23 protein-coding genes are annotated in these 26,209 nt (G+C 65.8%); 8 read left to right on the plus strand and 15 right to left on the minus strand.

Features of this window, described 5'->3' with window-relative positions; genetic code table 11:
* Positions 1–164 precede the first annotated feature (164 nt).
* The 3 genes from ctaC to ABIB49_RS02570 form a co-directional block, all read right to left on the minus strand.
* Complete coding sequence (gene ctaC, locus ABIB49_RS02560; RefSeq protein ID WP_253032724.1) at positions 165–1,037, minus strand: aa3-type cytochrome oxidase subunit II; 873 nt, start codon at positions 1,035–1,037, stop codon at positions 165–167.
* A gap of 200 nt (positions 1,038–1,237) precedes the next feature.
* The gene (locus ABIB49_RS02565; protein ID WP_226775181.1) at positions 1,238–1,627 is read right to left on the minus strand and encodes a HesB/IscA family protein; all 390 of its coding nucleotides are present in this window, start codon (positions 1,625–1,627) and stop codon (positions 1,238–1,240) included.
* Between the two features lie 171 nt (positions 1,628–1,798).
* On the minus strand, positions 1,799–3,229 hold the full coding sequence (locus tag ABIB49_RS02570; protein ID WP_282360634.1) for a dipeptidase: 1,431 nt from the start codon (positions 3,227–3,229) through the stop codon (positions 1,799–1,801).
* A gap of 105 nt (positions 3,230–3,334) precedes the next feature.
* On the opposite strand from ABIB49_RS02570, the gene ABIB49_RS02575 reads away from it, so the two are divergent.
* On the plus strand, positions 3,335–3,934 hold the full coding sequence (locus ABIB49_RS02575) for a DUF3043 domain-containing protein (RefSeq protein ID WP_226775179.1): 600 nt from the start codon (positions 3,335–3,337) through the stop codon (positions 3,932–3,934).
* A gap of 87 nt (positions 3,935–4,021) precedes the next feature.
* Here ABIB49_RS02575 and ABIB49_RS02580 read toward each other — a convergent pair whose 3' ends face one another.
* Positions 4,022–5,095 (minus strand): quinone-dependent dihydroorotate dehydrogenase, encoded by a 1,074-nt coding sequence (locus ABIB49_RS02580; protein ID WP_354156653.1) that lies wholly within the window; start codon positions 5,093–5,095, stop codon positions 4,022–4,024.
* A 67-nt stretch (positions 5,096–5,162) separates the two neighbouring features.
* Between ABIB49_RS02580 and ABIB49_RS02585 the strand changes: the two genes are divergently transcribed.
* Genes ABIB49_RS02585 through ABIB49_RS02595 form a run of 3 tightly spaced genes read left to right on the plus strand, consistent with a single transcriptional unit; the run spans position 5,163 to position 8,899 of the window.
* Positions 5,163–6,860, plus strand: a complete 1,698-nt coding sequence (locus ABIB49_RS02585; RefSeq protein ID WP_283479614.1) for an FAD-binding dehydrogenase — start codon at positions 5,163–5,165, stop codon at positions 6,858–6,860.
* A gap of 9 nt (positions 6,861–6,869) precedes the next feature.
* Complete coding sequence (locus ABIB49_RS02590) at positions 6,870–7,865, plus strand: alpha/beta hydrolase (RefSeq protein WP_354156654.1); 996 nt, start codon at positions 6,870–6,872, stop codon at positions 7,863–7,865.
* An 11-nt stretch (positions 7,866–7,876) separates the two neighbouring features.
* Entirely contained in the window at positions 7,877–8,899 is a 1,023-nt protein-coding gene (locus tag ABIB49_RS02595; RefSeq protein ID WP_354156655.1) for an alpha/beta hydrolase, read from the plus strand.
* A gap of 39 nt (positions 8,900–8,938) precedes the next feature.
* On the opposite strand, the gene ABIB49_RS02600 is transcribed toward ABIB49_RS02595, so the two are convergent.
* The 3 genes from ABIB49_RS02600 to leuA form a co-directional block, all read right to left on the minus strand.
* Complete coding sequence (locus tag ABIB49_RS02600) at positions 8,939–9,718, minus strand: isoprenyl transferase (protein WP_502913745.1); 780 nt, start codon at positions 9,716–9,718, stop codon at positions 8,939–8,941.
* 71 nt (positions 9,719–9,789) lie between these two features.
* Positions 9,790–10,545, minus strand: coding sequence for a DNA repair protein RecO (recO, locus tag ABIB49_RS02605; protein WP_226775174.1), 756 nt, complete (start codon positions 10,543–10,545; stop codon positions 9,790–9,792).
* A 93-nt stretch (positions 10,546–10,638) separates the two neighbouring features.
* A complete protein-coding gene (leuA, locus tag ABIB49_RS02610) occupies positions 10,639–12,378 on the minus strand; it encodes a 2-isopropylmalate synthase (protein ID WP_354156656.1) in 1,740 nt (579 codons plus the stop codon).
* A gap of 251 nt (positions 12,379–12,629) precedes the next feature.
* Here leuA and ABIB49_RS02615 point away from each other — a divergent pair, with 251 nt between their 5' ends.
* The gene (locus tag ABIB49_RS02615) at positions 12,630–14,582 is read left to right on the plus strand and encodes a M13 family metallopeptidase (protein ID WP_226775172.1); all 1,953 of its coding nucleotides are present in this window, start codon (positions 12,630–12,632) and stop codon (positions 14,580–14,582) included.
* Positions 14,583–14,673: 91 nt separating this feature from the next.
* Here the strand turns inward: ABIB49_RS02615 and ABIB49_RS02620 are convergent, their stop codons facing one another.
* From ABIB49_RS02620 to ABIB49_RS02640, 5 genes are all read right to left on the minus strand, one after another.
* Complete coding sequence (locus tag ABIB49_RS02620) at positions 14,674–16,254, minus strand: LCP family protein (RefSeq protein WP_226775171.1); 1,581 nt, start codon at positions 16,252–16,254, stop codon at positions 14,674–14,676.
* 102 nt (positions 16,255–16,356) lie between these two features.
* Positions 16,357–17,316 (minus strand): GTPase Era, encoded by a 960-nt coding sequence (gene era / locus ABIB49_RS02625; protein ID WP_226775170.1) that lies wholly within the window; start codon positions 17,314–17,316, stop codon positions 16,357–16,359.
* Positions 17,300–18,607, minus strand: coding sequence for a hemolysin family protein (locus ABIB49_RS02630; protein ID WP_256446875.1), 1,308 nt, complete (start codon positions 18,605–18,607; stop codon positions 17,300–17,302). Before ABIB49_RS02630 ends, era begins: the two co-directional genes overlap by 17 nt.
* 20 nt (positions 18,608–18,627) lie before the next feature.
* Complete coding sequence (ybeY, locus tag ABIB49_RS02635) at positions 18,628–19,101, minus strand: rRNA maturation RNase YbeY (protein WP_226775168.1); 474 nt, start codon at positions 19,099–19,101, stop codon at positions 18,628–18,630.
* Positions 19,098–20,186 (minus strand): PhoH family protein, encoded by a 1,089-nt coding sequence (locus ABIB49_RS02640; RefSeq protein WP_226775167.1) that lies wholly within the window; start codon positions 20,184–20,186, stop codon positions 19,098–19,100. Before ABIB49_RS02640 ends, ybeY begins: the two co-directional genes overlap by 4 nt.
* A gap of 428 nt (positions 20,187–20,614) precedes the next feature.
* Between ABIB49_RS02640 and ABIB49_RS02645 the strand changes: the two genes are divergently transcribed.
* On the plus strand, positions 20,615–21,496 hold the full coding sequence (locus tag ABIB49_RS02645) for a GerMN domain-containing protein (RefSeq protein ID WP_226775166.1): 882 nt from the start codon (positions 20,615–20,617) through the stop codon (positions 21,494–21,496).
* A 42-nt stretch (positions 21,497–21,538) separates the two neighbouring features.
* Here ABIB49_RS02645 and ABIB49_RS02650 read toward each other — a convergent pair whose 3' ends face one another.
* The 3 genes from ABIB49_RS02650 to hrcA form a co-directional block, all read right to left on the minus strand.
* Complete coding sequence (locus ABIB49_RS02650; protein ID WP_226775165.1) at positions 21,539–22,327, minus strand: 16S rRNA (uracil(1498)-N(3))-methyltransferase; 789 nt, start codon at positions 22,325–22,327, stop codon at positions 21,539–21,541.
* A gap of 2 nt (positions 22,328–22,329) precedes the next feature.
* Positions 22,330–23,457 (minus strand): molecular chaperone DnaJ, encoded by a 1,128-nt coding sequence (gene dnaJ / locus ABIB49_RS02655; RefSeq protein ID WP_226775164.1) that lies wholly within the window; start codon positions 23,455–23,457, stop codon positions 22,330–22,332.
* A gap of 94 nt (positions 23,458–23,551) precedes the next feature.
* Entirely contained in the window at positions 23,552–24,565 is a 1,014-nt protein-coding gene (gene hrcA / locus ABIB49_RS02660; protein WP_226775163.1) for a heat-inducible transcriptional repressor HrcA, read from the minus strand.
* A 220-nt stretch (positions 24,566–24,785) separates the two neighbouring features.
* Here hrcA and ABIB49_RS02665 point away from each other — a divergent pair, with 220 nt between their 5' ends.
* Complete coding sequence (locus tag ABIB49_RS02665; protein WP_226775162.1) at positions 24,786–25,634, plus strand: DUF3097 family protein; 849 nt, start codon at positions 24,786–24,788, stop codon at positions 25,632–25,634.
* 143 nt (positions 25,635–25,777) lie between these two features.
* Positions 25,778–26,197 (plus strand): DUF4870 domain-containing protein, encoded by a 420-nt coding sequence (locus ABIB49_RS02670; RefSeq protein ID WP_226775161.1) that lies wholly within the window; start codon positions 25,778–25,780, stop codon positions 26,195–26,197.
* Positions 26,198–26,209 lie beyond the last annotated feature (12 nt).

Consider the following 26,209-nt stretch of genomic DNA (forward strand, 5'->3'; position numbering starts at 1 on the left):
CGAAGCAAAAGAACACAAAAGAGGCAATCAGGTACATGTACCCGATGGTCTTATGGTCAGTCGAGGTGATCCAGTTGACGACAATGCGTCCCTTGGATTTCGGTACTACGGGAGCCCCAAGGATCCCGGTGGGCTGGGAATAGGTAGTTGCCACGTCGCTCCCCTTACTTGTTCTCGGCCGGGGCCGGGTTGCGGTCGTACTCTTCGCCGAGGAGGCCCGTGTTGCCATCCTGGCGCAGCTGCTCCAAGTGCGACTGGAATTCGGCTTCGGAAACGACCTTCACGCGGAACAGCATTTCGGAGTGGTACTCGCCGCAGAGTTCGGCGCACTTGCCGTCGTAGGTTCCCTCTTTAGTCGGGGTGAACCTGATGTAGTTGGTCTTCCCGGGAATCATGTCGCGCTTCTGCAGGAAGGCGGGAACCCAGAAAGAGTGGATGACGTCGCGGGCGTTCAGTTCCAGGTCAACGGACTTGTCCACGGGCAGGTACAGGGTGGGCAGCTTTTCCTTGTCCACATCGTTGCCCGTCAGGTGGGCCTGGACTCCGGCTTCGTGGACATCCTCCTGGATGACGTCGCCCTTTTTGTAGTTGAAGTCCCAGGCCCACTGCTTGCCGCGGACGTCAACGACAACGTCGGCAGGTACCGACCGGTTGTCGATGGCCTGCTGGTCGTTGTCAGTGAAGTAAAAGAAGACCAGAACCATAAACAGCGGGATCGTCAGGTAGAAAACCTCAAGGGGCAGATTGAAGCTGTTCTGCCGGGGGAACCCAACGGTGCCTTTACGGCGCCGGTAGGCGACGATGCACCAGATCATCAGGCCCCAGGTAATGACGCCTACGATCAGCGCGGCAATCCATGAGTTGACCCAGAGGTCCATGATGCGGTCAGTGTGGTTGGTGGTGCCACGCTCAGTGGGCAACCACCCTTTCTGTACCTCTGGTGAACATCCAGTCAAAGCCAACGCGCCGGCGAGTGCCAAGCCAGTGATCGTAGTGATCTGTTTGCGTCGGCTGCCGGTTCGGTTCTGCGAACTCACAGACGGCCCTTCCTACTTGTTGCTGTTGCCCCGGGCCGCAAAATCGCGGACGGGGCAGCCGAAAAGTTTTACTACTCGGTGTAGAGCTTACCGCTCCCCGCGAGTTTTCGCCCACATGTCCGCGCAGTGCGTCGGGACCTTTTTAAGGGCCCCGCTCGTTGTGGATCCTGCGGCACTAAGCCCGGGCGGATTCGCCGGCTTTAGTGGAAAGAATCGCCGCAGGCGCAGGACCCGCCGGCGTTGGGGTTGTCGATCGTAAAGCCCTGCTTAGAGATGGTGTCTTCGAAGTCGATGCTGGCTCCGCTGAGGTACGGCACACTCATTTTGTCGACCACAACTTCAACTCCGTCGTAGTCGCGGACGGCGTCGCCGTCGAGGAGCCGCTCATCGAAATAAAGCTGGTAGATCAGGCCGGAGCAACCGCCGGGCTGCACGGCCACGCGGAGGCGCAGATCGGTGCGGCCCTCCTGCTCCAGCAGGCTGCGGACCTTGCCGGCCGCCACGTCGGTCAGTTTGACCTCGTGCGCTGCCAGTTCCGTGCCCGCCTCGGCGGTGGTGTCGGTGCTGTTTTCATTGGTTGTAGTGCTCATGGCCTACCTTCTAACGACGGTGGTGGCGGCGCCGCTCCCGCGGCACCCGCCCCTACTTATACGGTACGGGCTATAGCTACATGCTACGTCGATCAGCCGTGTAGCTCTAACTCCTGAGCCAACCGTCCAAGCGGGCCGGATGTTCCCTGGACAGACACCCGGCCCGCCCGCCTAGGCCAGCCCGTCAGCGTTCAGCCGGGCCAGCATCAGGGCCTCCGCAACGATGGCGTTCCGGAAGTCGGCCAGGTGCAGGGATTCGTTCGCACTGTGCGCCCGGGAATCCGGATCCTCAACGCCGGTGACCAGGATCTGTACATCCGGGTACAGCTCAGTCAGATCCGCGATAAAGGGTATCGAACCGCCGATGCCGGTCTCCACCGCAGGGACGCCCCAGGCCTCGCCGAGCGCCCACATCGCGACGCTGGCCGCTTTGGAAGAGGTGTCCGTGAGGAAAGCGTTGCCGCTCTCCCCCGGGGTGAAGACCACGTGCGCGCCGAACGGCGCGTTGGCTTCGACATGCCGGCGGACGGCGTCCATCGCTTCGGCCGGGTCCTGTCCTGGGGCGAGCCGCAGGCTGAACTTGGCCCGCGCGCGCGGCAGCAGGGTGTTGGAGGCAACGTCGACCGCGGGGGCATCGAAGCCGATGATCGACAGTGCCGGTTTGGTCCACATCCGGGAGGCAATCGTGCCTGTGCCGGCGAGCCGGACGCCGTCGAGCACCGAAGCGTCTGCGCGGTATTCGGCTTCGGAAAGGTCCACAGCGACCTCGTCCCGGCTGACCAGCCCGTCGATGGCGACGTTCCCGTCGTCGTCGTGCAGAGTAGCAATCAGCCGCGACAGCAGCGTCGGAGCGTCCAGCACCGGGCCACCGAACATCCCCGAGTGGACGGCGTGGTCAAGGACCTTCACCTCGATAGTGCCGTCAACCAGGCCGCGGAGACTGGTGGTCAGGGCGGGAATGCCGACCTTCCAGTTGCTGGAGTCGGCCACAACAATCACGTCTGCGCGCAGCAGCTCCTGATGCGTTTCCAGAAAAGTCCGGAACGTTGGTGACCCGGCTTCCTCCTCGCCCTCGAAGAAGAAGGTCACGCCGAGGCCAAGTTCGTCGCCCAGCACGCGGGTCACGGCCGAGTAAGCAGCGATGTGGGCCATAATTCCGGCCTTGTCGTCGGCCGCGCCGCGTCCGTAGAGGCGCCCGTCGCGCTCGACGGCGGTGAACGGCTCGGTCGTCCACAGCGCCAGGTCGCCGGTGGGCTGCACATCGTGATGGGCGTAGAGCAGGATTGTCGGTTTGCCCGGGGCGGCCGGCCGGCGGGCGACGACGGCTGGCCCACCGGGCGTACCGTCCTCCTTGTCGCAACGCAAGGTCCGCACCTCTTCGAAGCCGGTGGCACGGACCAGCTGTGCGACGGCCTCGGCGCTGGCGTTCAACGGCGCAGGGTCAAAGCTGGGCCAGGCGATGCCCGGGATGGCGACGAGCTCCGTCAACTGGGCGATCGTCGTGTCGAACGTTTCGGTAACGGCTTGCCGGAGGGCTTCAGTGTCGACGTTTCCGACACGGCCAGGCACGGTTTTTGGGTTCCCCATGGGTGATGAAGTCATGGCCAAGACACTACCTGCGCCGTCGATCACTGCAAACCAGGCAGGGCCTATCGCATCGTGTGTGCGCTGGGTCTCGCGCCCTGCGCCCCGGGGTATTCTGTAGTGGTGTTTGGACGTAAAAAAGAAGCGCCATCGGCGCAGGACATTGTTGACCAGCAGGCGGCCGGGGCAAATGCCCGGGACGCCGCCCTCGGCAAGGGCGCGCCCACGCCCAAGCGCAGCGCGCAGGTGGCCGCCCGCAAGCGCCCGCTAGTGCCGGAGGACCGTAAGGCCTCCAAAGCCGCGGAACGCACGGCGGTCCAGGAGCAGCGGCTGAAAATGCGGCAGGCCATGGACACCGGCGACGAGAAGTACCTGCCGCTGCGGGACAAAGGTCCACAGAAGCGTTTCGCCCGCAACTATGTGGACGCCCGCTTCAGCCTTGGCGAGTACCTGATGTTCGGTGCGCTCCTCTTTGTGGTCATCTCGTTGCTGGTCCCCGCCTCCAGCGCCCAGATGATCTATGTCCTGGGCGGGTTTTGGGTAATGTTCCTGGCAGTCTTCGTCGACGTCTTTATCCTGTCCCGGAAGCTTAAGAAGCGCCTGGCGGAGAAGTTCGGCGACGTGGAGCGAGGGACCGTATGGTACGGCTCCATGCGCTCGCTGCAGTTCCGCCGCCTGCGCCTTCCCAAGCCCCTGGTCAAGCGCGGCGACTACCCGGCCTGATCCCCCTGCGCACCAGAGCCCCCGGCAGTTGGACTGCCGGGGGCTCTGTCGTCCCCGACCCGGGACACCCGGGCGGGAATGGGCCGCTTAACGCCGGGAGGGGTGCTTGGCCAGTTGCCGGTTGATGCGGGCGGCCCAAAATGGTCCTTCGTAAAGGAAAGCCGTGTATCCCTGCACAAGGGTGGCGCCCGCGTCGAGCCGCTGCTGCACGTCCTGCGCCGTTTCGACCCCGCCGACCGAGATGAGTGTCAGTCTGCCGCCGGTTGCCGCCTTGAGCCTGGCCAGCACTTCCAACGACCGTTGCTTCAGCGGTGCCCCGGACAGCCCGCCGGCGCCGCAGGCTGCAACCTTGTCCGGACCCGCGGACAGCCCGGTCCGGGCAACGGTGGTGTTGGTGGCGATAATTCCGTCAAGTTTCAGGTCCAGGGCCAGGCGCGCGACGTCGTCGATGTCCTCATCGCTGAGGTCCGGGGCAATCTTGACCAGCAAGGGAACATGGCGCCCTGCAGCGTGGTCCGCGGCTTCCCCAACTGCCGTCAGCAGCGGGCCCAGCGTCTGAACGTCCTGCAGCAACCGCAGACCCGGGGTGTTCGGGGAGCTGACGTTGACCACGAGGTAATCGGCGGCGGGCGCCAGGCTGCGGGCGCTGATGAGGTAGTCGGCGGCCGCGTCCGAAAGTTCCACCACCTTGCTCTTGCCGATGTTGACCCCAATGACGGGGCGGACCCCCGGGTACCGGCGCTGCAGGGCGGCCCGGGCCGACTTCAGGCGGGGCGCCACGGCGGCGGCCCCGTCATTGTTGAAGCCCATCCGGTTGATCACTGCCCGGTCCTCGACCAAGCGAAAGAGCCGCGGAGCGGGGTTCCCAGGCTGGGCCTGGCCGGTGATGGTGCCAACCTCAACATGGCCAAAGCCCAGCTCGGTCAGGGCTTCGATTCCGTGACCCTCTTTGTCGAAGCCCGCCGCCAGGCCAAACGGCGACGGGAAGGTCAGGCCAAATGCCTGGGTCTTTAGTGACGCTGCCGGCACTGTGAACCGCTGGAGCACACGCCCCGCGCCGCAGCTGTGGACAAGCCGGATAGCCCGGAAGCCAATCTTGTGGGCGCGTTCGGCGTCCATCCATAAAAAGGCCAGTCGGAAGAATGTCGGATATACGCGCATGGCTCTAGTTTTGCGGTTGCGGCGGTCCAGACCAAACCCGTGTACTCCCTGGCGCTAGCATGAAGCCATGAGCAGAGACAATGGCGCCCCGACCCCGGTCCCTGTGCGGGCGGCCGGATCGGTGATCGACGCCGACGTCATCGTGGTGGGTGCAGGCCTTGCGGGCCTCGTGGCCGCGGCCCAGGCTTACGCCGCCGGCCGCCGGGTTGCCGTGCTCGACCAGGAACCCGCGGCCTCCGCCGGCGGCCAGGCACACTGGTCATTCGGCGGGCTGTTCCTCGTGGACTCCCCTGAACAGCGCCGTCTTGGCGTCAGGGACAGCGCCGGCCTTGCACTGGCCGACTGGATGTCCTCTGCCGCCTTCGACCGGAGCGAAGATACCCTGGCCATGGACTGGGCCGCCGCGTACGTGGACTTCGCCGCAGGGGAAAAACGTGCCTGGCTCGCTTCGCTGGGGGTGAAGTTGTTCCCGCTCGTGCAATGGGCCGAACGCGGCGGGTACGGCCCCGACGGCCATGGCAACACGGTGCCGCGTTTCCACGTCGTTTGGGGCACCGGGCCGGCCCTGGTGGCGCCGTTCCTGGCAAAGCTGCGAGAAGGCGAGGCCTCGGGGCGGGTCACCTTCCACTTCCGCCACCGCGCCGCCGACCTGGTGACCGTGGCGGGACGAGTCACTGGTGTGCACGGCGAGATCCTGGAACCCAGCGGTGCGGCCCGCGGCGAAGCCTCCTCGCGCGTCGCCGTCGGCAGCTTTGAAGCATCAGGCGCCGCAATAGTGGTGACCACCGGCGGGATCGGCGGCAACCACACCACCGTCCGGCAGCAGTGGCCGGACGGCCGGGCACCCGGGACGATGCTGAGCGGCGTGCCGGCGTCCGTTGATGGCGAGTTCCTGGCTGCCGCTGCCCGCGCCGGAGGCCGGCTCATTAATGGGGACCGGATGTGGCACTACCCCGAAGGGATCCGGAATCATTCGCCGGTCTGGCCACAGCACGGAATCCGGATCCTGCCCGGACCCTCATCGCTGTGGCTTGACGCCAGCGGACAGATGCTCCCAGCTCCCCTGTTTCCGGGGTTCGACTCGCTGGGGGCTCTGCGCCACATCCTGGGAACGGGCCACGAGCATTCCTGGTTCGTCCTGAACAGGACCATCGCCCGCAAGGAGTTTGCGCTCTCCGGCTCAGAACAAAATCCCGACCTCACCGGCAAGGACCTCCGCTTGCTGGCGTCCCGGCTCGGGCCCGGGAACGACAGCCCACTGCAGCGCTTCCTGGACCGCGGGGTCGACTTCCTGCAGGCGGACACTCCCGCCGGGCTGGCGGCCGCCATGAACTCGCTCACCGGCCTGCCGCTGGTTGACCCGGCCGGGCTGGACCGGCTGATTCGGTCCCGGGACCGGCAGTTCGACAGCGGACTGGGCAAAGACCCGCAACTCGCTGCCATTCGCGCCGCCCGGCGATTCACCACCGACAAGGTCATGCGGGTGGCTCCGCCGCACCGGATGCTGGACCCCCGGCACGGGCCGCTGCTGGCGGTCCGGCTCTCGGTGCTGACCCGCAAAAGTCTGGGCGGGCTCCACACAGATCTGCAGTCCCGGGTCCTCGATGGTGCCGGGCAGCCTGTCCCCGGACTTTTCGCCGCCGGGGAAGCTGCCGGCTTCGGCGGCGGCGGCATCCACGGCTACCGCGCCCTAGAGGGGACCTTCCTCGGCGGCTGCCTCTTTTCCGGCCGATCGGCCGGGCGCGCCGCGGCGTCGGCGGTATAGATGCCGGCCGTGAAGTGGGTGGCCGATATTCTGGGCGGCGATTTCGAAGCCTGCACGTTCCCGGCGGCCGGTCCGGACGGCGTCGAACGGAACGCCACACTGGTCCGGCACGTTGCCGGGGCCGGAGCGGGTTCGACTGGAGGGGACACGGCCCGGGCCGTGCTCTTCCTGCATGGTTGGAGCGACTATTTTTTTAACGCCGAGCTCGCCCGATTCTGGACCCGCCGGGGTTTCGCATTTTTTGCCCTCGACATGCACAATCACGGACGGAGCCTGCGTGCGGGCGCGCCCGGCGGCTATGTGGCCGATCTCGCTGACTACGACGCCGAGATCACCGCGGCGATCGGGATCATCACCGCACTCCACCCCGGGGCGGACGGCCCGCCGGCGCTGGCGCTGATGGGCCATTCGACCGGCGGGCTGATAGCGGCGCTGTGGGCAAGCCGGCACCCGGGTGTGGTCTCTCAGTTGGTCCTGGACAGCCCATGGCTGGAAATGCACGGCAGCCCCGCCCTACGCCGTGCGGCCCGGGCCATGGTGGATCCGCTCGCGCGTTTCCGGCCGGAAGCCGTCATCCGGCTTCCGGAACGCGCTTTCTACTGGCGCAGCATCAGCAGCGCGGCCGAGGGCGAATGGGCTCTCGATGACCGTTACCGCCCGCCCCGGGCCTTCCCCGTCCGCGCCGGCTGGCTCAGTGCCGTCCTTGCCGGCCAAACGAGGGTGGCACGGGGACTGAACATCACCGCCCCCATCCTCGTGCTGATCTCCGGGGCCAGCGCCAACGGCATGTTCTGGAAGGAATCGATGCGCCGCACCGACGCCGTTCTGGACGTTAACACCATCGCCCTGCGTGCCCTGAGCCTGGGCCGGAGCATCACTCTGGAAAGGATCGACGGCGCGCTGCATGATGTGTTCCTCTCCGCCCCGCCCGTCCGGGCCGACGCCTACGCCCGGCTGTCCCGCTGGCTCCGGGCCTACAGTCCGGACAATGGCAGCACCGGATGAACCGTCCCCTGGTGACCCAGCTTTGGCGGCAGGACGTGCTGGGGGCCCGCTTTGAGAGCCTCGAGCTGCCCTTGTCCTCCGACGACGAAGGACCCGTTGTCGCGACCCTGGTGCGGCATGCCCGCCCGGGCGCAGGTGCGGCCCCCACCGCGGTCCACAGCCCGGATGTCCCGGGCATCCGGGCGCCGGAGAAGGTGGTCCTCTACCTCCACGGCTGGGCTGACTATTTCCTGCAGGCCGAGCTCGCCGATCACCTCGTTGCCAGCGGCTTCCACTTCTACGCCCTGGACCTTCGGAAATTCGGACGCAGCCTCCGGGACTGGCAAACCCCCGGCTACACGGCCGACCTGGCAGTCTACGACGAGGACATTGCGGCGGCGCTGGCAGCGATCGGCTCCGACATCGCCGGCCGCACCGGCAGCTCCGCAGACCCGACGGTGCACCTGCTCGCGCATTCCCTCGGCGGCCTCGTGGCGGCGCTGTGGGCGGACCGGAATCCGGGGAAGCTGGGCACCCTGATCCTCAATGCACCCTGGCTGGAACTGCAGGGCAGCAGCCTGATCCGGAACATCGCGATGCATTTGGTGGAACCGTTGGCGCGCACCGACCCGCGCCGGCCGCTGCTCCTGCCCAGCATGCCCGGCTACTGGGACAGCGTGAGCGGCACGGCGCACGGCGAATGGGCTGTGGATCCCGCGTGGCGGCCCAGGGAGTCGTTCCCCGTCAGGCCGGGCTGGACGAAGGCGGTCATGGCAGGCCACGCGGCCGTGGCGCGGCGGCTCGACATCACGTCGCCGGTGCTGGTGATGCTGTCAGGACGAACCCGGATCCAGGCCGAATGGTCAGAGGAACTCACGGACGTCGACGCCGTCATCGATGTGGAGGAAACGGCGCGCCGGGCGCTCGGCCTGGGCCGCCGGGCGGCCGTCTTCCGCTACCCGGGAGCGATCCACGACATCTTCCTTTCCCGCCGTGCTGTGCGGCGGGAAGCCTACGACGATCTGGTGCTCTGGCTCAGCCTGTACCCGGGCTGACTGACCCTGCACCCGCGCAGCGGGCTGCCGGACCCGCGGTCAGGCCGGCCCGGCAGGGGCAGCCGCGTCCACTGCGCCGCCGTAGCGGCGGTCCCGCTGGGCATAGATTTCGACGGCGTCCCACAGGGTACGCCTGTCCACGTCCGGCCAGAGTGTGTCCATAAAGACGAACTCCGCGTAGGCCGACTGCCAGAGCATGAAGTTCGAGAGCCGCTGCTCCCCGGAGCTGCGCAGGAACAGGTCAACGTCGGGCAAATCGGGCTCGTCCAGGAATCTCTGGATCGTCTTTTCGGTGATGGCGCCCGGCTTGAGCCGCCCGGCCGCCACCTCTTCCGCGATGGCGGACACCGCATCGGCGATCTCGGCACGGCCGCCGTAGTTAACACACATGTTCAAGGTGCAGGTGCTGTTTCCACGGGTGAAGTCCTCGGCCTCCTCCAGCTCGCGGATCACCGAGCCCCACAGCCTGGGCCGTCGGCCGGACCAGCGGATGCGGACACCCCAGTCGTCGAGCTGGTTGCGCTGGCGTCGTAGCACGTCCTTGTTAAATCCCATCAGGAAGCGCACTTCTTCGGGCGAGCGGCGCCAGTTCTCGGTGGAAAAGGCATACACGCTGACGTACTCAATGCCCAGCTCGATGGCCCCGGCCACCACATCCAGCAAGGCAGGCTCCCCCGCTTTGTGTCCTTCGATCCGGGGCAGGCCCCGCTGGTTGGCCCAGCGGCCGTTGCCGTCCATCACAATGGCGACGTGCCGCGGGATGAACTCCGCGGGGATGGCCGGGGCGACGGCCCCGGAGGCGTGCGGATAAGGGCTCACCACCGGGGTGCTCCGCTGCCGGACCGGACTCTTCTTTTTAGCAAATGCCGCGTTTTTACCCAAGGCCACAGTTACGTTCGCTCCACATGTTTGAGGGACTTAAGGACACGTTCCAGATGCCACTGCAGGTAGCTCGCCACCAGACCCGCAGCCTCGCGCCGATGCACGGAGAGCGAGGCGTCCGCCGTCGTCCAGTTCCCCGTCAGCAGGGCGCCGAGCAGCACAACGGTCTCCGCGGCGGGAGCCGGGGATCCCGGCGGCCGGCAATCCGCGCACACCATGCCGCCAAGCGGCGCCGAGAACGCATTGTGCGGACCGCGGGCCCCGCAGCGCGCGCAGTCCGTAAAACTCGGTGCCCAGCCTCCGGTGGCGAGGGCCCGCAGCAGGTAGGAATCGAGAATGAGCTCCGGGGTGTGGTCGCCGCGGCTCAGCGATGCCAGGGCACCGACCAGGAGGTTATATTGGGCCGTGCCCGCTTCGCCGTCGACGTCGGTGAGTTTCTCCGCCGTCTCGGTCATGGCTGCCGCGACGGTGTACCGCCCGTAGTCCGCGGCGATGTTTCCGCCGTAGACGCCCTTGGCCACGGCTTGGGTGACAATATCGAGGCTGCGACCGGAAATCAGCTGCAGGTCCGCGACCATAAAGGGTTCCAGCCGGGCGCCGAAGCGGCTGCTGGTGCGCCGGATTCCCTTGGCCACCGCACGGACCTGGCCGTGGTGCTTGGTCAGGATGGTGATGATCCGGTCTGCTTCGCCCAGCTTGTGGGTACGCAGCACAACGCCGTCATCACGGTAGGCGCGGGAGGAAAAGGAGGATGGTTGGGCCACGGTTAATCTTCGCACTGTCGTTGACGGAATCGCTGCCGTTGTGGAAAGCAGCACTGCGCCGCCGGAGGATCCGGCGGCGCAGTTGCCCGCCGTTTAGGCGCGGGCGTCCCGGACGGCCCGGTTCACGGCCGAGATCACGGCCTTGAGCGAGGAGGTGGACGTGTTGGCGTCGATCCCAACGCCCCACAGCACCCGTTCCCCCACGGCGCATTCGACATATGCCGCAGCGAGGGCGCTGCCGCCTTCGGAGAGGGCGTGTTCGCTGTAGTCCAGCACCCGGACGTCGACGCCGTCTTCGCGCAGGATGCTCAGCAGCGCGGCGATCGGGCCGTTTCCGGTACCGGTGCGGTGGACCGGGGTTCCGTCGACCTTGAGCGCGGCGTGCAGCGTCATGGAGCCGGCTTCGTCCGTCTCGGTGCTGAATGAGCCCAGCGCGTAGCGCCCCCACTGGGCGTCGGCCGCGCCGGAGGGCAGGTACTCGTCCTGGAAGACCTGCCAAAGCTGAGCCCCGCTGACTTCGCCGCCCACGGTATCCGTCTGTTTCTGAATGACACCGGAGAACTCGATCTGGGCACGCCGTGGCAGGTCCAGGTTGTGCTCGTTTTTCAGCAGGTACGCGACGCCGCCCTTGCCGGACTGCGAATTGACCCGGATGACGGCCTCGTAACTGCGGCCCAGGTCCTTCGGGTCGACCGGCAGGTACGGGACCTGCCAGGGGTACTCGGCCACGTCCTTGCCGGCGGCAGCGGCGTCCTTTTCGAGCGCTTCGAGACCCTTTTTAATTGCGTCCTGGTGCGAGCCGGAGAATGCTGTGAAGACGAGGTCCCCGCCGTAAGGCGTACGTTCCGCTACGGGCAGTTGGTTGCAGTACTCCACCGTGCGGCGCACCTCGTCGATATCGGAGAAATCAATCATCGGGTCGACGCCCTGGACGAACATGTTCAGGCCCAGGGTCACCAGATCCACATTTCCGGTCCGTTCCCCGTTCCCGAACAGGCAGCCTTCGATCCGGTCCGCGCCGGCCAGGTAGCCCAGCTCCGCCGCGGCGACGCCGGTGCCGCGGTCATTGTGCGGGTGCAGGGACAAGATGATGCCCTCCCGCGGGTGCAGGTTGCGGCTCATCCACTCGATGGAGTCGGCGTAGACGTTGGGGGTGGCCATTTCCACCGTGGCCGGCAGGTTGATGATGACCTGGCTGTCGGCGGAGGCCTCGAAGACATCGGCGATGGCGTTGCACACCCGGACGGCGTATTCCAGCTCGGTTCCGGTGAACGATTCCGGCGAATACTCGTAGGTGATGTGGGTGTCCTGCAGGGTCTCTTCATACTTCTTGCACAGCCGCGCGCCCTGCAGGGCAATGTCCAGGATGCCGTCTTCGTCCTGATTAAAGACCACCCGGCGCTGCAGGACCGAGGTCGAGTTGTACAGGTGCACGATGGCCTGCCTGACGCCGGCGAGGGATTCATACGTCCGCTCGATGAGGTGCTCCCGGGCCTGGGTCAGGACCTGGATTGTGACGTCCTCGGGGATGTGGTTGCCCTCGATGAGCTGACGGACGAAGTCGAAGTCGGTCTGCGACGCGGACGGAAACCCGACCTCGATTTCCTTGTAACCCATCCGGACCAGCAGTTGGAACATCTTCAGCTTGCGGGCGGGACTCATCGGGTCGATCAGGGCCTGGTTGCCGTCACGCAGGTCCACTGCGCACCAGCGCGGGGCCTTCGTGATGACCTTGTCCGGCCAGGTGCGGTCCGGCAGTTCTACCGTGATCAGGTCCTGGAACGGGACGTAGCGGTGAACTGGCATTCCTGAGGGCTTTTGTGCGTTTCGCATTACAATCGGGGCCTTTTCTGTGATTCCTGGTGAAAGGGTGGCCGGGCAACACAAACTCCGCAGCGAGGGTGGGCCTTGCGCTAGATCGCGTCTGAGGCCTCGCCGCGGCAGCTAAGAAGGAGCAGTTCTGCGCGCACCATGTCACAGTAACACGGGTGCGTAAGATGAAGGAGCCATACCTTCTCAACGTCCACCATGCAGACCGGCTTCCTTCGCAAGGCGGCGCCGGGCTGCCTCTCAGAGGAGCATCCGTGCCACTTTCGGGAATCAACCTGTCCACTATCGACGCCACTGTCCGGCCTCAGGATGACTTGTACCAGAACATTAACGGCACCTGGCTCAAGAGCATCCAGATCCCGGATGACCGGTCCCTGGAAGGGACGTTCACGGCGTTGCGGGACGGCTCGGAACTGGCGGTGCGGGAGATCATCGGGGACGCGGCCGCCCGTGGCGCGGAGTCGACCGGGATCGAGCAGAAGATCGGCGACCTCTACAACAGCTTTATGGACGAGGACGCGGTGGAATCAAAGGGACTGGAGCCGATCCGCCAGCGGCTCGCCGACGTGTTCGCCACACCGTCGGTCGCCGAACTCGTAGCGCTTGCCGGGCGCCTGTTCCGGGCGGACGTGGACGGCCTGTTCTACATCTATCCCGCTCCCGACGCCGGAAACCCGGACCGGGTCCTGCTGTACACCGGCCAGGGCGGGCTGGGCCTGCCGGATGAGTCGTATTACCGCGACGAGAAGTTCGCACCGGTGGTCCAGGCATACACGGACCATGTGGCAAACGTTTTCGCCCTGGCCGGTGTCGCCGGACCGGCGGACGCGGCCGGCCGGGTTGTGGCTCTGGAGACGGCCCTGGCTTCGCACCACTGGGACAAGGTCACGCTGCGGAATCCGCAGAAGACCTACAACCTGAAGTCAGCCGATGAGGCGTCGCAGCTCTTCCCGCTCCTGGCCACGTGGTTCGACGCCGCCGCAATCGCGCCGGAGAAACGCACCGAACTCGTTGTGAGCACCCCTGACTTCTTTGCCGGCGCAGCGTCTCTGCTGGACTCGGAGCCGCTGTCAGTCTGGCAGGAGTGGCTCGCATTGCGGGTCATCAGCTCGGCCGCTCCCTACCTCTCCGCCGCTTTCGTCGATGCGCATTTCTCCTTCTACGGCACCACCCTGAGCGGTACGCCCCGCAATAAGGACCGCTGGAAGCGGGGGGTCGCCGCCGTCGAGGCCGCATTGGGCGAGGCGGTCGGGCAGATCTACGTTGCCCGGCACTTCCCGGAAACCCACAAGGCGAGGATGGAGTCGCTGGTATCGAACCTGATCGAGGCGTACCGTGAATCCATTACCGGCCTGTCCTGGATGGGTGCAGAAACCAAACGGGAGGCGCTGAAGAAACTCGATTCGTTTCGGGCCAAAATCGGCTACCCCGACAAGTGGATCGACTATTCCGCAGTGCAGATCGATCCGTCGGATCTGCTGGGAAATGTGGAGCGCGCGCACAGTGCCGACGTCGACAGGCACCTCGATGAGGTGGGACAGCCGGTGGACCGGGACAAATGGCTGATGACGCCCCAGACCGTAAACGCCTACTACCACCCGCTGCTCAATGAGATCGTGTTCCCGGCAGCCATCCTGCAGCCGCCGTTCTTCACCGCTGACGCCGACGATGCGGTCAACTACGGCGGCATCGGTGCGGTAATCGGCCACGAGATCGGCCACGGCTTCGATGACCAGGGCTCGCAGTACGACGGAAGCGGCCTGCTGCGCAACTGGTGGACCGAAGACGACCGGACGGCGTTTGAATCGCTGACTTCCCGGCTGGTGGCCCAGTTCGATGCGCTCTCCCCCAATGCAGCGCCCGGGCACACCGTAAACGGGAAACTGACTCTCGGCGAAAATATCGGCGATCTGGGCGGGCTGACAATTGCTTACAAGGCGTACCTGATCAGCCTCGACGGCCAGGAGCCGCCGGTGCTGGACGGCCTGACCGGCGTGCAGCGCTTCTTTGCGTCCTGGGCTGCCGGCTGGCGCCAGGCCATCCGGACCGAGGAAGCGGTCCGCCGGCTCGCCACGGACCCGCACTCGCCCAACGAGTTCCGCACCAACCAGATCGCCATGAACCTCGACGCCTTCCATGAGGCCTTTGGCACAACGGAGCAGGACGGTATGTGGATGCCGGCCACCGAACGCGTCAGCATCTGGTAGGCGCCCGTCCCGGCACCAACAACGGGCCAACCGGGAAGGGCCGGCCGCGGAGTACATCCGCGGCCGGCCCTTCCCGGTTGAGCTAACCGTGCTAGCGCGTGACCAGGAACGGGTTGGCCTGCTGGCAGACGACGTCCCCGGCTGTCTGATTCACGATGTCCGCGGGTAGTTGCACCGGGGCGTCAGCGCCCGCAGCGCCGCCTACAAGGTCGCTGCCCAGATACACCTGCACACCGTTTACACCGGCGGCCGGGAGCACCTGCGCCGCCGGGACACCCAGCAGCGTGGCCACGTCCGCGGCAACGTCTTCGAATCCCGCGCCGTAGTAAACCGCTGTCGTAACGACGGCCGGGGCGGCAAGCTGGGCAAGCTGGCTGAAACCGCCTGCTGTGAGGGACTTGATGATTTCCTGGCTCCGCGCAGGGACCCCTGAACCGTTGGCCACTGTAACGGGCTGGACCGCCTTGTCATAAGCAGGGGCAGGTGGGCTGGTACTCGGCGCCGCGCTGGCGGTTGCACTCGCATCCGGTGAACCCGACGGGGTGGGCGTCGCCGTCGGGTCGGTCAAATCGATGTCCTTGCGCATCGCTGCGAAGAGCTGCGAGGCTGCGGGTTCGGCCAGGTCCAGCCGGTTCGGGTCGCTGGCGGCCGGCATGGTGGGAACAGCGACAAAGGCGATCTTGCCAACGTCGATATTCTTCAGCCGGTTTCCGACCGTCAAGAGCGTCGGGACCGACGCCATGCCCTCATCGATTGTGAGGTTCTTGGTGACGACGTCTGCGATCTGAAGCATCTGGGCGGGGTTGGTGAGCGTGCCGTCGTCCTTGATTTTGCGGACCAGGGAGGACAGGAAGCCCTGCTGCCCCTTGATTCGGCCGAGGTCGCCGCCGTCGGCAAAGGCGTGGCGGGCCCGGAGGAACGCCAGCGCCTGTTCGCCCTGGACCTTGGAGGTGCCCTTGGGCAGCCGGAGTCCCGAATCGGGGTCGAAGACGGCGTCGCTGATGCAGACATCCACACCGCCGACGGTGTTGGAGAGTTCCTTGACCGAATCAAAGTCCGCCATCATAAAGTGGTCGATCTCCAGGCCGGTGAGCTTGTTGACGGTGTCGACGGCGCAACCGATGCCGGCCTCCGACATCGCCGAGTTGATCATAACGTTTTGCCGGGCCGGGAACTCCTGCTTCGTTTTCTGGTCGGTGCATTTCGGTGTATCCACGAGCAAGTCGCGCGGAAAGCTCACGACGTTGACGCGCTTGTTGTCGGCGGAAATGTCCATCAGCATCATAACGTCCGAGTTGCCGTAACCGGTCGAATCCTCGGGGCCGCCGTACTGGGAGTTCTTGCCGTCGCGTGTGTCTGAGCCAAGGATGAGGATCTGCATCCGGTCCCGCGCGTCGTCCACCACGGGCTCGGTTTTATCACTGCCGGCGCCCAACGACGCCTTGCTGATGTTGCCCTGCAAACGAATCGCCCAGTAGGCGCCGAAGGCAATAACGCCGACCAGCAGGACGGAGACCACTGCAGTCCCGATCTTCAGCCAGCCGGGCAATCGCCGGGGCGCACCCATATGCCGCGCCGGTCCCACTGCGGGATCGACCGTATGCCGGGCAGCAGACCCGGACGGGACCGGGGATCCGGTACCGTCCTGGCGGTCTTCTCGGGGTCGAGACACTATGGAGCCTACTTTCACAACAGGGATCAGGCCATTTTAGAGTCCGAATCTGGGAAATCCCCGATGGCGGGTTCTTTGGGAGCGGCGGAGTGCGGACGGCGGCTAGAAGCCGAGCTTCACCAGCTGCTTCGGATCCCGCTGCCAGTCCTTGGCAACCTTCACGTGCAAATCGAGGTAGATCCGGGCGCCGAGCAGCGCCTCGATCGCCTTACGGGCTGTTGTGCCGACGTCACGCAGCCGCGCGCCGCCCTTGCCGATGATGATGGCCTTCTGCGAAGAACGCTCCACATAGAGGTTGACCCGGACATCAAGGAACGGCCTGTCCTCGGGGCGTCCTTCACGCGGGACAATCTCATCAACCACCACGGCAAGGGAGTGCGGCAGCTCGTCGCGGACGCCTTCGAGGGCAGCTTCGCGGATGAGTTCGGCAATCATAACGGCTTCAGGTTCGTCCGTCAGGTGCCCGTCGGGGTAAAGCGGCGGCGACGCCGGCATCTGGCTGATCAGGACGTCGGCAAGGGTCTCGACCTGGAACCCGTCGGCGGCGGAAACCGGGACGATGTCCTTCCAGCCGTCCTCGCCGAGAACTTCCCGGCCCAGCGCAGCAACGGCAAGAAGCTGCTCGGTCAGAGCCTGGCGGTCCACCGTGTCGGCTTTCGTAACGACGGCGATGACGGGCTTATTGCCGATGGCCGAAAGCTGGGCCGCGATGAACTTGTCGCCCGGACCGATCTTCTCGTTGGCCGGCAGGCAGAAGCCGATCGCGTCGACCTCGGCGAGGGTGTCGGCGACGAGCTCGTTCAGCCTCTTCCCCAGCAGGGTGCGCGGCCGGTGCAGGCCCGGGGTGTCCACCAGGATCAGTTGCGCGTCATCCCGGTGCACGATGCCACGGATGGTGTGGCGCGTGGTCTGCGGCTTGGCCGAGGTGATCGCGACCTTCTGGCCGACCAACGCGTTGGTGAGGGTCGATTTGCCGGTGTTGGGCCGGCCGACGAGCACCGCGAAACCGGCGCGGTAGCCGCCGTGGGCTGCTTCGACGTCGGACTTATTCTGCTTGCTCACGTGAGACTCCCTGTTGGATTGGTGCGGCCTCGTCGAGAAGGTCTTCAAGGTCAGTTTCTACTTTTGGTACGGCGTCCGCAATGATGTGGCTGACGCGGTTCCGCCGGCCCTCGAGCCGGTCGGCACGCAGCCTCAGCCCGTGGACTTCGACGGTACTGCCGACGATCGGCACCCGCCCGAGGGCCTTGGCGAGCAGGCCGCCCACGGTGTCCACTTCGTCGTCCTCAAGCTCCAGGTCGAAAAGTTCGCCGAGATCTTCAATGCTCATCCGAGCACTGACCCGGTAGCTTCCGTCGCCGAGTTCCACGGCTTCGGCGCTCTCGGTGTCGTATTCGTCGACGATTTCGCCGACAATTTCCTCGATCAGGTCCTCAAGCGTAACGAGCCCGGCGGTACCGCCGTACTCATCGATCACGATCGCGACGTGCGTCGATTCCTTCTGCAGTTCGCGCAGCAGTTCGCTCACCGCCTTGGAGTCCGGCACGTAGCGCACTTCCCGGGCAAGTTCGTCAACCACGGGGGGAACCTCGTCGGCCCCGAGATTGTGAATGACCGAGGCAACATCCTTCAGATAGACGATGCCCAGCACCTGGTCGGTGTTCTCCCCGATGACCGGGATCCTGGAATAGCCCGAGAGCAGGAACAGTGACATGGCCCGGTGCAGGCTCGAGCCGGAATCGATACTGAGGATGTCGGTGCGGGGCACCATCACTGAGCGGACCAGTGTGTCGCCGAAGTCGAACACCGACTGGATCAGCTCGGCTTCGTTGTCCTCGATCACGTCCGATTCCGTGGCACGGTCCACCAGTTCACGGAATTCCTCTTCGCTGAAGAACGCCTCGTTGTCGGCGGGGGCTCCCGGGGCCACCGCACTGCCGAGGGTCACAAGCCAGCCGGGAATAGGTCCCAGCACCCAGCACAGCCAGCGGATCACCGGTGCGCTGAAGCGGACCAGACCCGCCGAATGCACCCGGCCGAGCTGACGCGGGGACACACCAACAATCACGAAGCCCAGCAGGGCCATCACTCCCGTGGCGATAAGGCCGGACAGCCAGACGTTGTCGAGCAAACTGGTCAACAACACGGTGACGGCAACCGCAGAGGCCGTATCGAACCAGATGCGCCAGAAACGCAGTGCCCGCATGTGCGCCACCGGCTGCGCCATGATCCGTTTCAACGCCGAACCGCGGCTGTTCAGGATCGCGGCTTCGGCGTCGTGCCGGGAAAGATAATTGAAAGCCGATTCGGCCGCGGTCAGGAAGGCGGCAAAACTCAGGAATACAAGAGCCATGCCGGCAACGATCAGTGGCGTCACTGAATCGTCTCTGACGGCGCGTCTTTGCCCGTGAAGGCCGAAAGAAGTTCGCGCTGGAGGCCGAACATTTCTTCCTTCTCCTCCGGCTCGGCGTGGTCAAAGCCGAGCAGATGGAGGATGCCGTGGGTGGTTAACAGCAGCATTTCATCTTGGGTGGAGTGCCCGGCATTAACTGCCTGGACCTCGGCTACCTGCGGGCAGACCGCGATATCCCCAAGCATGCCCTGGGGCGTGGGCTTGCCAGGTGTGCCCGGCGTCAACTCGTCCATGGGGACCGAGAGCACATCCGTGGAGCCCGGCTCGTCCATCAGTTCTATGTGCAGCTTCTCCATCGCCGGTTCATCCACCAGCAAGATCGACAGCTCGGCCTGCGGGTGGATAAACAGGCGTTCGAAGATGAATCGGGACAGCCGTACAAGTTCGGCCTCATCGACGGTGACGCCGGATTCGTTGTTGACCTCGATGCTCACGAGTGTTCTCCCCGCTTGTCGCGGGCCACGGAATGCTTGACCCGGTTCCTCTGGATTTCATCCCACGCACTGTAGGCGTTGACGATGTCTCCCACCAGGCGGTGCCGGACGACGTCGGAGGCGTCCAGGACTGTGAAATTGACGTCGTCGATGCCCCGCAGGATGTCCTCCACGATCCGGAGGCCGGACCTGGTCCCAAAAGGCAGGTCCACCTGGGTAACGTCACCGGTGACCACCATTTTGGAGCCGAATCCCAGCCGGGTGAGGAACATCTTCATCTGCTCCGGCGTGGTGTTTTGCGCCTCGTCCAGGATAATAAAGGCGTCATTGAGCGTCCGTCCGCGCATGTACGCGAGCGGGGCAACTTCGATGGTGCCGGCCGCTATCAGCCGCGGAATGGATTCGGGGTCCATCATTTCGTGCAGGGCATCATAGAGCGGACGCAAGTAGGGGTCGATCTTGTCGCTGAGTGTGCCCGGCAGGAAGCCCAGGCGCTCCCCCGCTTCGACGGCGGGCCGGGTCAGGATGATTCTCGTGACTTCCTTCTGCTGCAGCGCCTGGACGGCTTTGGCCATCGCCAGGTACGTTTTGCCGGTACCTGCCGGGCCGATGCCGAAGATCACGGTGTTGGCGTCAATGGCGTCTACGTAGTTCTTCTGGTTCAGCGTCTTCGGCCGGATTGTTTTGCCGCGGCTGGAGAGAATGTTGTGCGTGAGTATCTCAACCGGGCTCTGCAGCGACTGGCTTCGGAGCATCGACACAAGCTGCTGCAGGACGGCCGGAGTGATGACTGTGCCGCGGGCGACAAGGCCCCGGACCTCGTTGAGCAGACGCATGATCCGCGGCACGTCCGCCGCCGGACCGCTGATCGCAAGTTCGTTGCCGCGCACGTGGAAATCGACGGCCGGGAACTGCGCCTCGATGAAGCGAAGGGCTTCATCATGGCTGCCGAGTGACTGGACCATCTGATCGGAATTATCGAACAGGACTACCTCCGTCCGCAGCCCTGGGAGGGAGTGGGGAAATTCACCTGCGGAGCGCTCTGCGTCGCTGATCCGGGACTTGCCGTTCGCTGCTTCAGTCATGGTCTTGGCCCGCGGGCCCCTGGTCCCCTCCAGTTCGGAAATGGTCTGTTCCGCGATCCGGTCCGACGGCGATGCTCGCCGTCCGCGGCCGGGGCAACGGGTAGCTCCATCTTACGCCAGCGCCGTGGACGCGTCGCCCGGGGTGTTAGCGCCAGTGCTGCCCCCGCCCTGCCGGGAACGGGCTTTAGGTATCAGGTTTATATCGGCCGTATATCGTTCCCGTTGCAGTTCTTGCCCCCCTGCCCATTCCAGCTCTCCGTGCCGGACCTGTATGCAATGCTGGAAAATGCCTTCGCACGGCATTTTCATCCGGCCGGGCAGAGGCTTGGGCACGAAGGAACCGAGCAGAAAGGGCAGCAGCCATCAGGCAAGCCGGGATTGGGCAGGCAACAGCAGGCAGGCGTACCCGCCGGGCCGCGCTGCTGCTGATGCTGCCCGCCGCGCTCACCCTCTCCGGCTGCGTGGCGACCCCCCAAGCCGGGATCACAGACTCAGCCTCGCCGTCGCAAGCCCTCGCGCCCCAGGCATCCCCGCCCACCACAAGTGCCCCGCTGGAAACGACCCAAGCGTCCAACAAGGCGCCGGTGTACTGGATCGGCCGAAGCAACAACAGCACCTTCCTGTACCGGGAGTTCCGTGACGTTACGGAACAGGACAACCCGGTCACCCGGGCGCTGCGCGTTATGACCTCACAGAAACCGCTCGACCCGGACTTCTTCACCCCGTGGCAGGACCCCAAAAAACTCGCAAGCTCCATCTCGGGTAAAAACGTCATCACCGTGGACATGTCCGCCGACGCGTTTAACAGCAACCTGGACCCGGCCATGGCTGAGCGCGCAATCCAGCAGCTCGTCTACACAGCGACAGCAGCCGCGGCCAGCGCCGGACTGGTCGACTCCGGCCAGCAGATCCAGGTGGTGGTGCTGGTGGACGGGCACACCGACTACGTTGCCTTCAACCACGTCCGGTTGGGCTCCCCGACCTCGCGCAGTGTCGGAATGGTCGCTCCCGTCTGGATCATTGATCCGCAGGAAGGCACCACCGCCGCGGACGGCGCGGTAAAGATCTCCGGCCGCAGCACCGCCCCGGGCGGAAAGCTTCGCTGGGAGATTCTGCGCGTCAACGGCAGCGTCGAGACAACATACCTGAACGGGACCCTCACAGCCGCCGCCGAGGCCGACCAGTCGGGCGCCTTCAGCCTGTCGGTCAACTTGGGGCCGGGCCGCTACGAGGTTCGGGTATCCCAGCTGGAAGACAGTAACCCGGCCGAGGACCTGAACGTTGATACCCGCGGGTTCACGGTCAAGTAGTCAACACCGCAGCGCCGGGCAGCAATCCGGAGCGTCGCCGCGCTACCAGCGGCCCAGAATATCGCTGGCCAGGACAGTCGCGGCGGGCCCGGCCGTGGACGAGCGAAGTACATGCCGGCCGAGCAGGGCTGTTACGGCACCGGCGTCGCAGAGCCGTGTCACTTCCCGCGGGCTGATGCCACCTTCCGGTCCCACAATCAAAAGTATCTCCCGGTAGCTGCCGGCGCTGCCACCGGTGGCCCCGGTGGCCCCGGTACCTTCCCAGGCCTCCAGCACCTGCCGCAGCGGACGCACGGCGTCCTCATGCAAGATGACGGCGAGGTCGGCGGCCGCCACGGCCCCCTGCAGTGCGGCGCTGTCGACGGCGGGGCGGACTTCGGGAATCCAAGCACGGCGCGCCTGCTTGGCCGCGGCGGTAACCACCGATTGCCACTTGGCATGGGCCTTGGCCGCACGGTCCGCCTTCCAGCGGACAATCGAGCGTTCAGCCTGCCAGGGCACCACGGCGTCGATCCCCAGCTCAGTGGCGGTCTCGGCGGCCAATTCATCCCGGTCGCCTTTCGCGAGGGCCTGGACCAGGACCAGCCGGGTCCCGGGCCGGGGTTCATCGGCCAGGACGGCGCACTTCACCGTCAGTTCGGCGGCTGCGACAGCCGCCACGGCGCCGGTGAGCCGCTTTCCGGCGCCGTCGGCGATGTCAACGGACTCCCCGATGCCGAGGCGCTTAACCGTCACCGCATGGCGCGCCTCCGGACCGTCAAGGACAAAGAGCGATCCCGGGGCCAGCCCGTCCAGGGTACCGGGGGCAGTAAAAAAGACCGGGTTACTCACGCCTACAGGTTACCGAACCGGTCCCGCAGCTTGGCGAAGACCCCGCCGCTCGCGGCAAGCTTCCCTTCGCTGAACTGTTCGCCGCGCAACTTGGCCAACTGCCGAAGCAAATCCTCCTGGGCGGCGTCGAGCCGGGCGGGGGTGTCGACCTGAAGATGAACCTTCAGGTCCCCGCGGCCGTAGCCGCGCAGGTGGGTTACGCCGAGGCCCCTAAGTGTCATAACTTCACCGGACTGGGTGCCGGCCTTGACGTCAATCTCCTGCTGGCCGTCGAAGGTGTCGAGGGTCAGTTCGGTGCCGAGTGCGGCCGCCGTCATCGGGATGCTCAGGCTCGCGTGCAGGTCGTCGCCGTCGCGAATGTAGGTGGCGTCCTCCTTGACCCGGATCTCGACGTAGAGGTCCCCGGCGGGACCGCCGGCAGGTCCGGCCTCGCCCTGGCCGGAGAGCTGGATGCGGGTGCCGGTGGCGACGCCGGCGGGGACCTTCACGGTCAGGGACCGACGGCTGCGAATCCGGCCCTGGCCGGCACATTCGTTGCAGGGATCCTTGATGACCGTACCGAAGCCCTCGCAGGAACCGCAGGGTGCCGTGGTCATCACCTGGCCGAGGATGGAACGGACAGCGCGCTGCACCTGGCCGCTGCCGCCGCAGATGTCGCAGCGTTCCGGGTGGCTGCCTTCGCGGCAGCAGGAACCCTCACAGCTGGGACAGGTGACGGCCGTGTCGACTTCGAGCTTCTTGTTGACGCCGAAAACGGCGTCGCGGAGCTCGATCCGGACGCTGATCAGGGCGTCCTGGCCGCGGCGGATCCTGGATGCCGGTCCGGCCTGGCCGCCGGCACCGAAGAACGTCTCGAAAATGTCCTGGAAAGCGAAGCCCTGGCCGGAGTAGCTGCCGCCGCCGGAGCCGTTGGCGTTGCCGTTTTCGTTGCCCGTGGTGTCGTAGATCCGGCGCTTCTGCGGATCGGAGAGTACCTCGTAGGCGTGCGTGACCGCCTTGAACCGCTCAGAGGCGTCGTCCCCCGGGTTCACGTCCGGGTGGAGGGTCCGCGCCAGCTTGCGGTAAGCCTTCTTGATCTCTTCTCCCGTGGCTTCGCGGGAGACTCCAAGAACGTCGTAGTGGCTGCTCAAAGTTGTTATCTCTTCCTGGTAGTACTGCCTGTTAAGGGGCACGAAGTCTGATGCCGGCCCCGCGGGCCGGTCGGTTGCGGGTGGACGCGGTCCGTCAGGGACCGAGAATCCGGGAAAGGTAGCGTGCGACCGCCCGGACGGCGGCCATGGTCGTCGGGTAATCCATCCGGGTGGGGCCCAGCACTCCGACTTTCGCCGTCGCGTCCGGGCCGTAGCCGGTGGCCACCACCGAGGCCTCGGCGAGTCCGTCGTAAGGATTTTCCCTGCCGATGCTCACCGTCACGCCCCGGGGGTCAGCTGCCATGTCGCCGAGCAGGCGAAGCATCACCACCTGTTCCTCCAGGGCTTCCAGCACGGGGCCGATGCTCAGCGGGAAGTCCACGTTTGACCGGGCCAGGTTCGCGGTTCCGGCCATGACCATCCGGTCCTCGCGGCTGCTGGCGGCCAGAGCCTCAATGCCGCGGGCCAGCGCCTGGGCGGCGCTGCGACGCGCGGGCGGGCAGTTGCCGATCACCGAGTGCAGCGACTGCGGCAAGAGGTTCAGCGGGGTCCCTGAGATGCCGCCGAGGAACCGCGTGCGCAGCTCCGACAAGGCCTCATCCGAAAGATCGTGCCCCACGTCAATGACGCGTTGCTCCACCTTCCCGGTGTCCGCGATGAGCACCGCAAGTACTTTACGGGGCGCCAGCAGGACAAATTCGACGTGCCGCACCTTGGCCCGGCTCAGATGGGGGTACTGCACAACGGCGACCTGGTTGGTCAGCTGCGAGAGCAGCCGCACGGTCCGGTCCAGGACGTCGTCGAGGTCCTCAGAGCCTTCCAGCAGGGCCTGGATGGCCCGGCGTTCGGCCGGCGAAAGCCGTTTGACCGCCGAAATCTGGTCCACAAAAAGCCGGTAGCCCTTGTCCGTCGGGATTCGCCCGGCACTGGTGTGCGGTGCCGTAATGAGCCCCTCGTCCTCCAGGGCCGCCATGTCGTTGCGGATCGTGGCACTGGACACGCCGAGGTGGTGCCGCTCCACGAGGGCTTTGGATCCCACGGGTTCGCGTGAATGGACGTAGTCTTCCACGATGGCGCGCAGCACTTCGAGTTTGCGTGGTTCGCTCACGCTCCACCTCCTGTCGACCGTCCCGCATTCGATGCCACCGCCCGCCGCACGCGCCGGACACACAGTGGCCGGGCACACAGTGGCTAGCACTCGACATGCCTAAGTGCTAACCAGTCTAATATGAGTCGCCGCGTTGTTAGCATTGAATTCGCTTCGGGCGTTCTTCCCGGGGCAGGTGTTTTGGGGCACAGCCCACCGAGCGCAAAGCAGTGTGTAACCGATGTCGTACCAGAACTGGGGGCCCCAGGACCTGTCCGCGCCCGCCAAAACCCAACTACCCGAAGTCGCCGTCGAGCGCGGAATGGTGCTCGAAGATGTGCAGTCCGGCTGGGTCGGCGCCGTGACCCGGGTGGAGAAGTCCGGCGGGATGCACGTCGTCGCCCTGGAAGACCGCCGGGGGAAGTCCCGGTCCTTTCGCCTCGGCTTCGGTTTTCTGCTGGAAGGCCAGCCGATCCGGCTGATGCCGCCGGCGCCCCGCGGGAGCGCGGCGGCCGCCGGGGCCCGCACCGCCTCGGGTTCCGTCCGCGTGGCGGGCCAGCGCGCCCAGATTGCCAAAGCCAGCCGGATCTGGGTGGAAGGCAAACACGACGCCGAACTCGTCGAAAAGGTCTGGGGTGACGATCTTCGGGTCGAGGGTATCGTCGTGGAGCCGTTGCATGGCATTGACGACCTCAGCGGGGCGGTGGCTGCCTTCCGGCCCGGCCCCGGACGCCGCCTCGGTGTGCTGGTGGACCACCTGGTGCCCGATTCCAAGGAATCCAGGATCGCGGCGGCCGTGATGGCCTCCCCCGGGGCGGCCGGAAACGTCCTGATCGTTGGCCACCCCTACGTCGATGTCTGGCAGGCCATCCGGCCCGCGGTCCTGGGGATCGAGAAGTGGCCGGTAATCCCCCGCGGTGTGGACTGGAAGACGGGTATCCTGACCGCGTTCGGCTGGCCGCACAGCACCAAGGAAGACATTGGCCTGGGCTGGCAGAAACTCCTCGGCACGGTCCACAACTACGCTGACCTCGAACCCTCCCTGCTGGGCCGGGTCGAGGAGGTCATCGACTTCCTGACCGTCCCCTGAACGCCGCCGCCGGACATTCCTGCCAGCGGGCCGATCCGTGATTGCGCGCACCAGCACGTATTCTTGGTATGGCGGTTGCGCTTCCGGCGCAGCAGCGGCATTTCCAGGCACCAAGGCACCACCGCAATCCGAAGGAAAACACCGTGGCAGATGAAGCACGCGAGCATAACGGCGACAAGGCTGGCTATGGCCGGCCCCCTTACCATGGCGTTCCCGCCAACGCGCTGCCGCTGACGGCCGGCGAGGACCGGCAATGGGCCACCTTGGCTCATTTCGGCGGCATCCTCGGTTGCGTGCCCTCGTTGCTGATCTACCTGATCTTCAAGGACCGCGGACCGTTCACGGCGCAGGAGTCCAAAGAAGCCCTCAATTTCACGCTTCCCCCGACAATTGCTGCCGTCGTGTGCAACCTCCTGGTCTTTATCCCGGTAGTGGGCAACATTTTCGCCGTGCTTGCCACTCTGATCTGGATCGCCGTCACCTGCTTTTCGGTCGCAGCCGGAATCCACGTCAACCGCGGCCAGCCGCACCGCTACGAGTTCAACTTCCGCTTTATCAAATAGGGCCCCGGGCAC

Source organism: Arthrobacter sp. UYCu512 (genome assembly GCF_040547075.1).
In the GTDB taxonomy this organism is placed as follows: Bacteria; Actinomycetota; Actinomycetes; order Actinomycetales; family Micrococcaceae; genus Arthrobacter.

What these genes read in the sequence shown, in the direction of transcription:
- ABIB49_RS02665 (WP_226775162.1), top strand. Translation starts at nt 24,786, where the DNA reads ATGTCGTACCAGAACTGGGGGCCCCAGGACCTGTCCGCGCCCGCCAAA.
- ABIB49_RS02580 (WP_354156653.1), bottom strand. Translation starts at nt 5,095, where the DNA reads ATGCGCGTATATCCGACATTCTTCCGACTGGCCTTTTTATGGATGGAC.
- ABIB49_RS02630 (WP_256446875.1), bottom strand. Translation starts at nt 18,607, where the DNA reads ATGGCTCTTGTATTCCTGAGTTTTGCCGCCTTCCTGACCGCGGCCGAA.
- ABIB49_RS02645 (WP_226775166.1), top strand. Translation starts at nt 20,615, where the DNA reads ATGCTGCCCGCCGCGCTCACCCTCTCCGGCTGCGTGGCGACCCCCCAA.
- ABIB49_RS02640 (WP_226775167.1), bottom strand. Translation starts at nt 20,186, where the DNA reads ATGACTGAAGCAGCGAACGGCAAGTCCCGGATCAGCGACGCAGAGCGC.
- leuA (WP_354156656.1), bottom strand. Translation starts at nt 12,378, where the DNA reads ATGCGAAACGCACAAAAGCCCTCAGGAATGCCAGTTCACCGCTACGTC.
- ABIB49_RS02585 (WP_283479614.1), top strand. Translation starts at nt 5,163, where the DNA reads ATGAGCAGAGACAATGGCGCCCCGACCCCGGTCCCTGTGCGGGCGGCC.
- ABIB49_RS02565 (WP_226775181.1), bottom strand. Translation starts at nt 1,627, where the DNA reads ATGAGCACTACAACCAATGAAAACAGCACCGACACCACCGCCGAGGCG.
- ABIB49_RS02570 (WP_282360634.1), bottom strand. Translation starts at nt 3,229, where the DNA reads ATGACTTCATCACCCATGGGGAACCCAAAAACCGTGCCTGGCCGTGTC.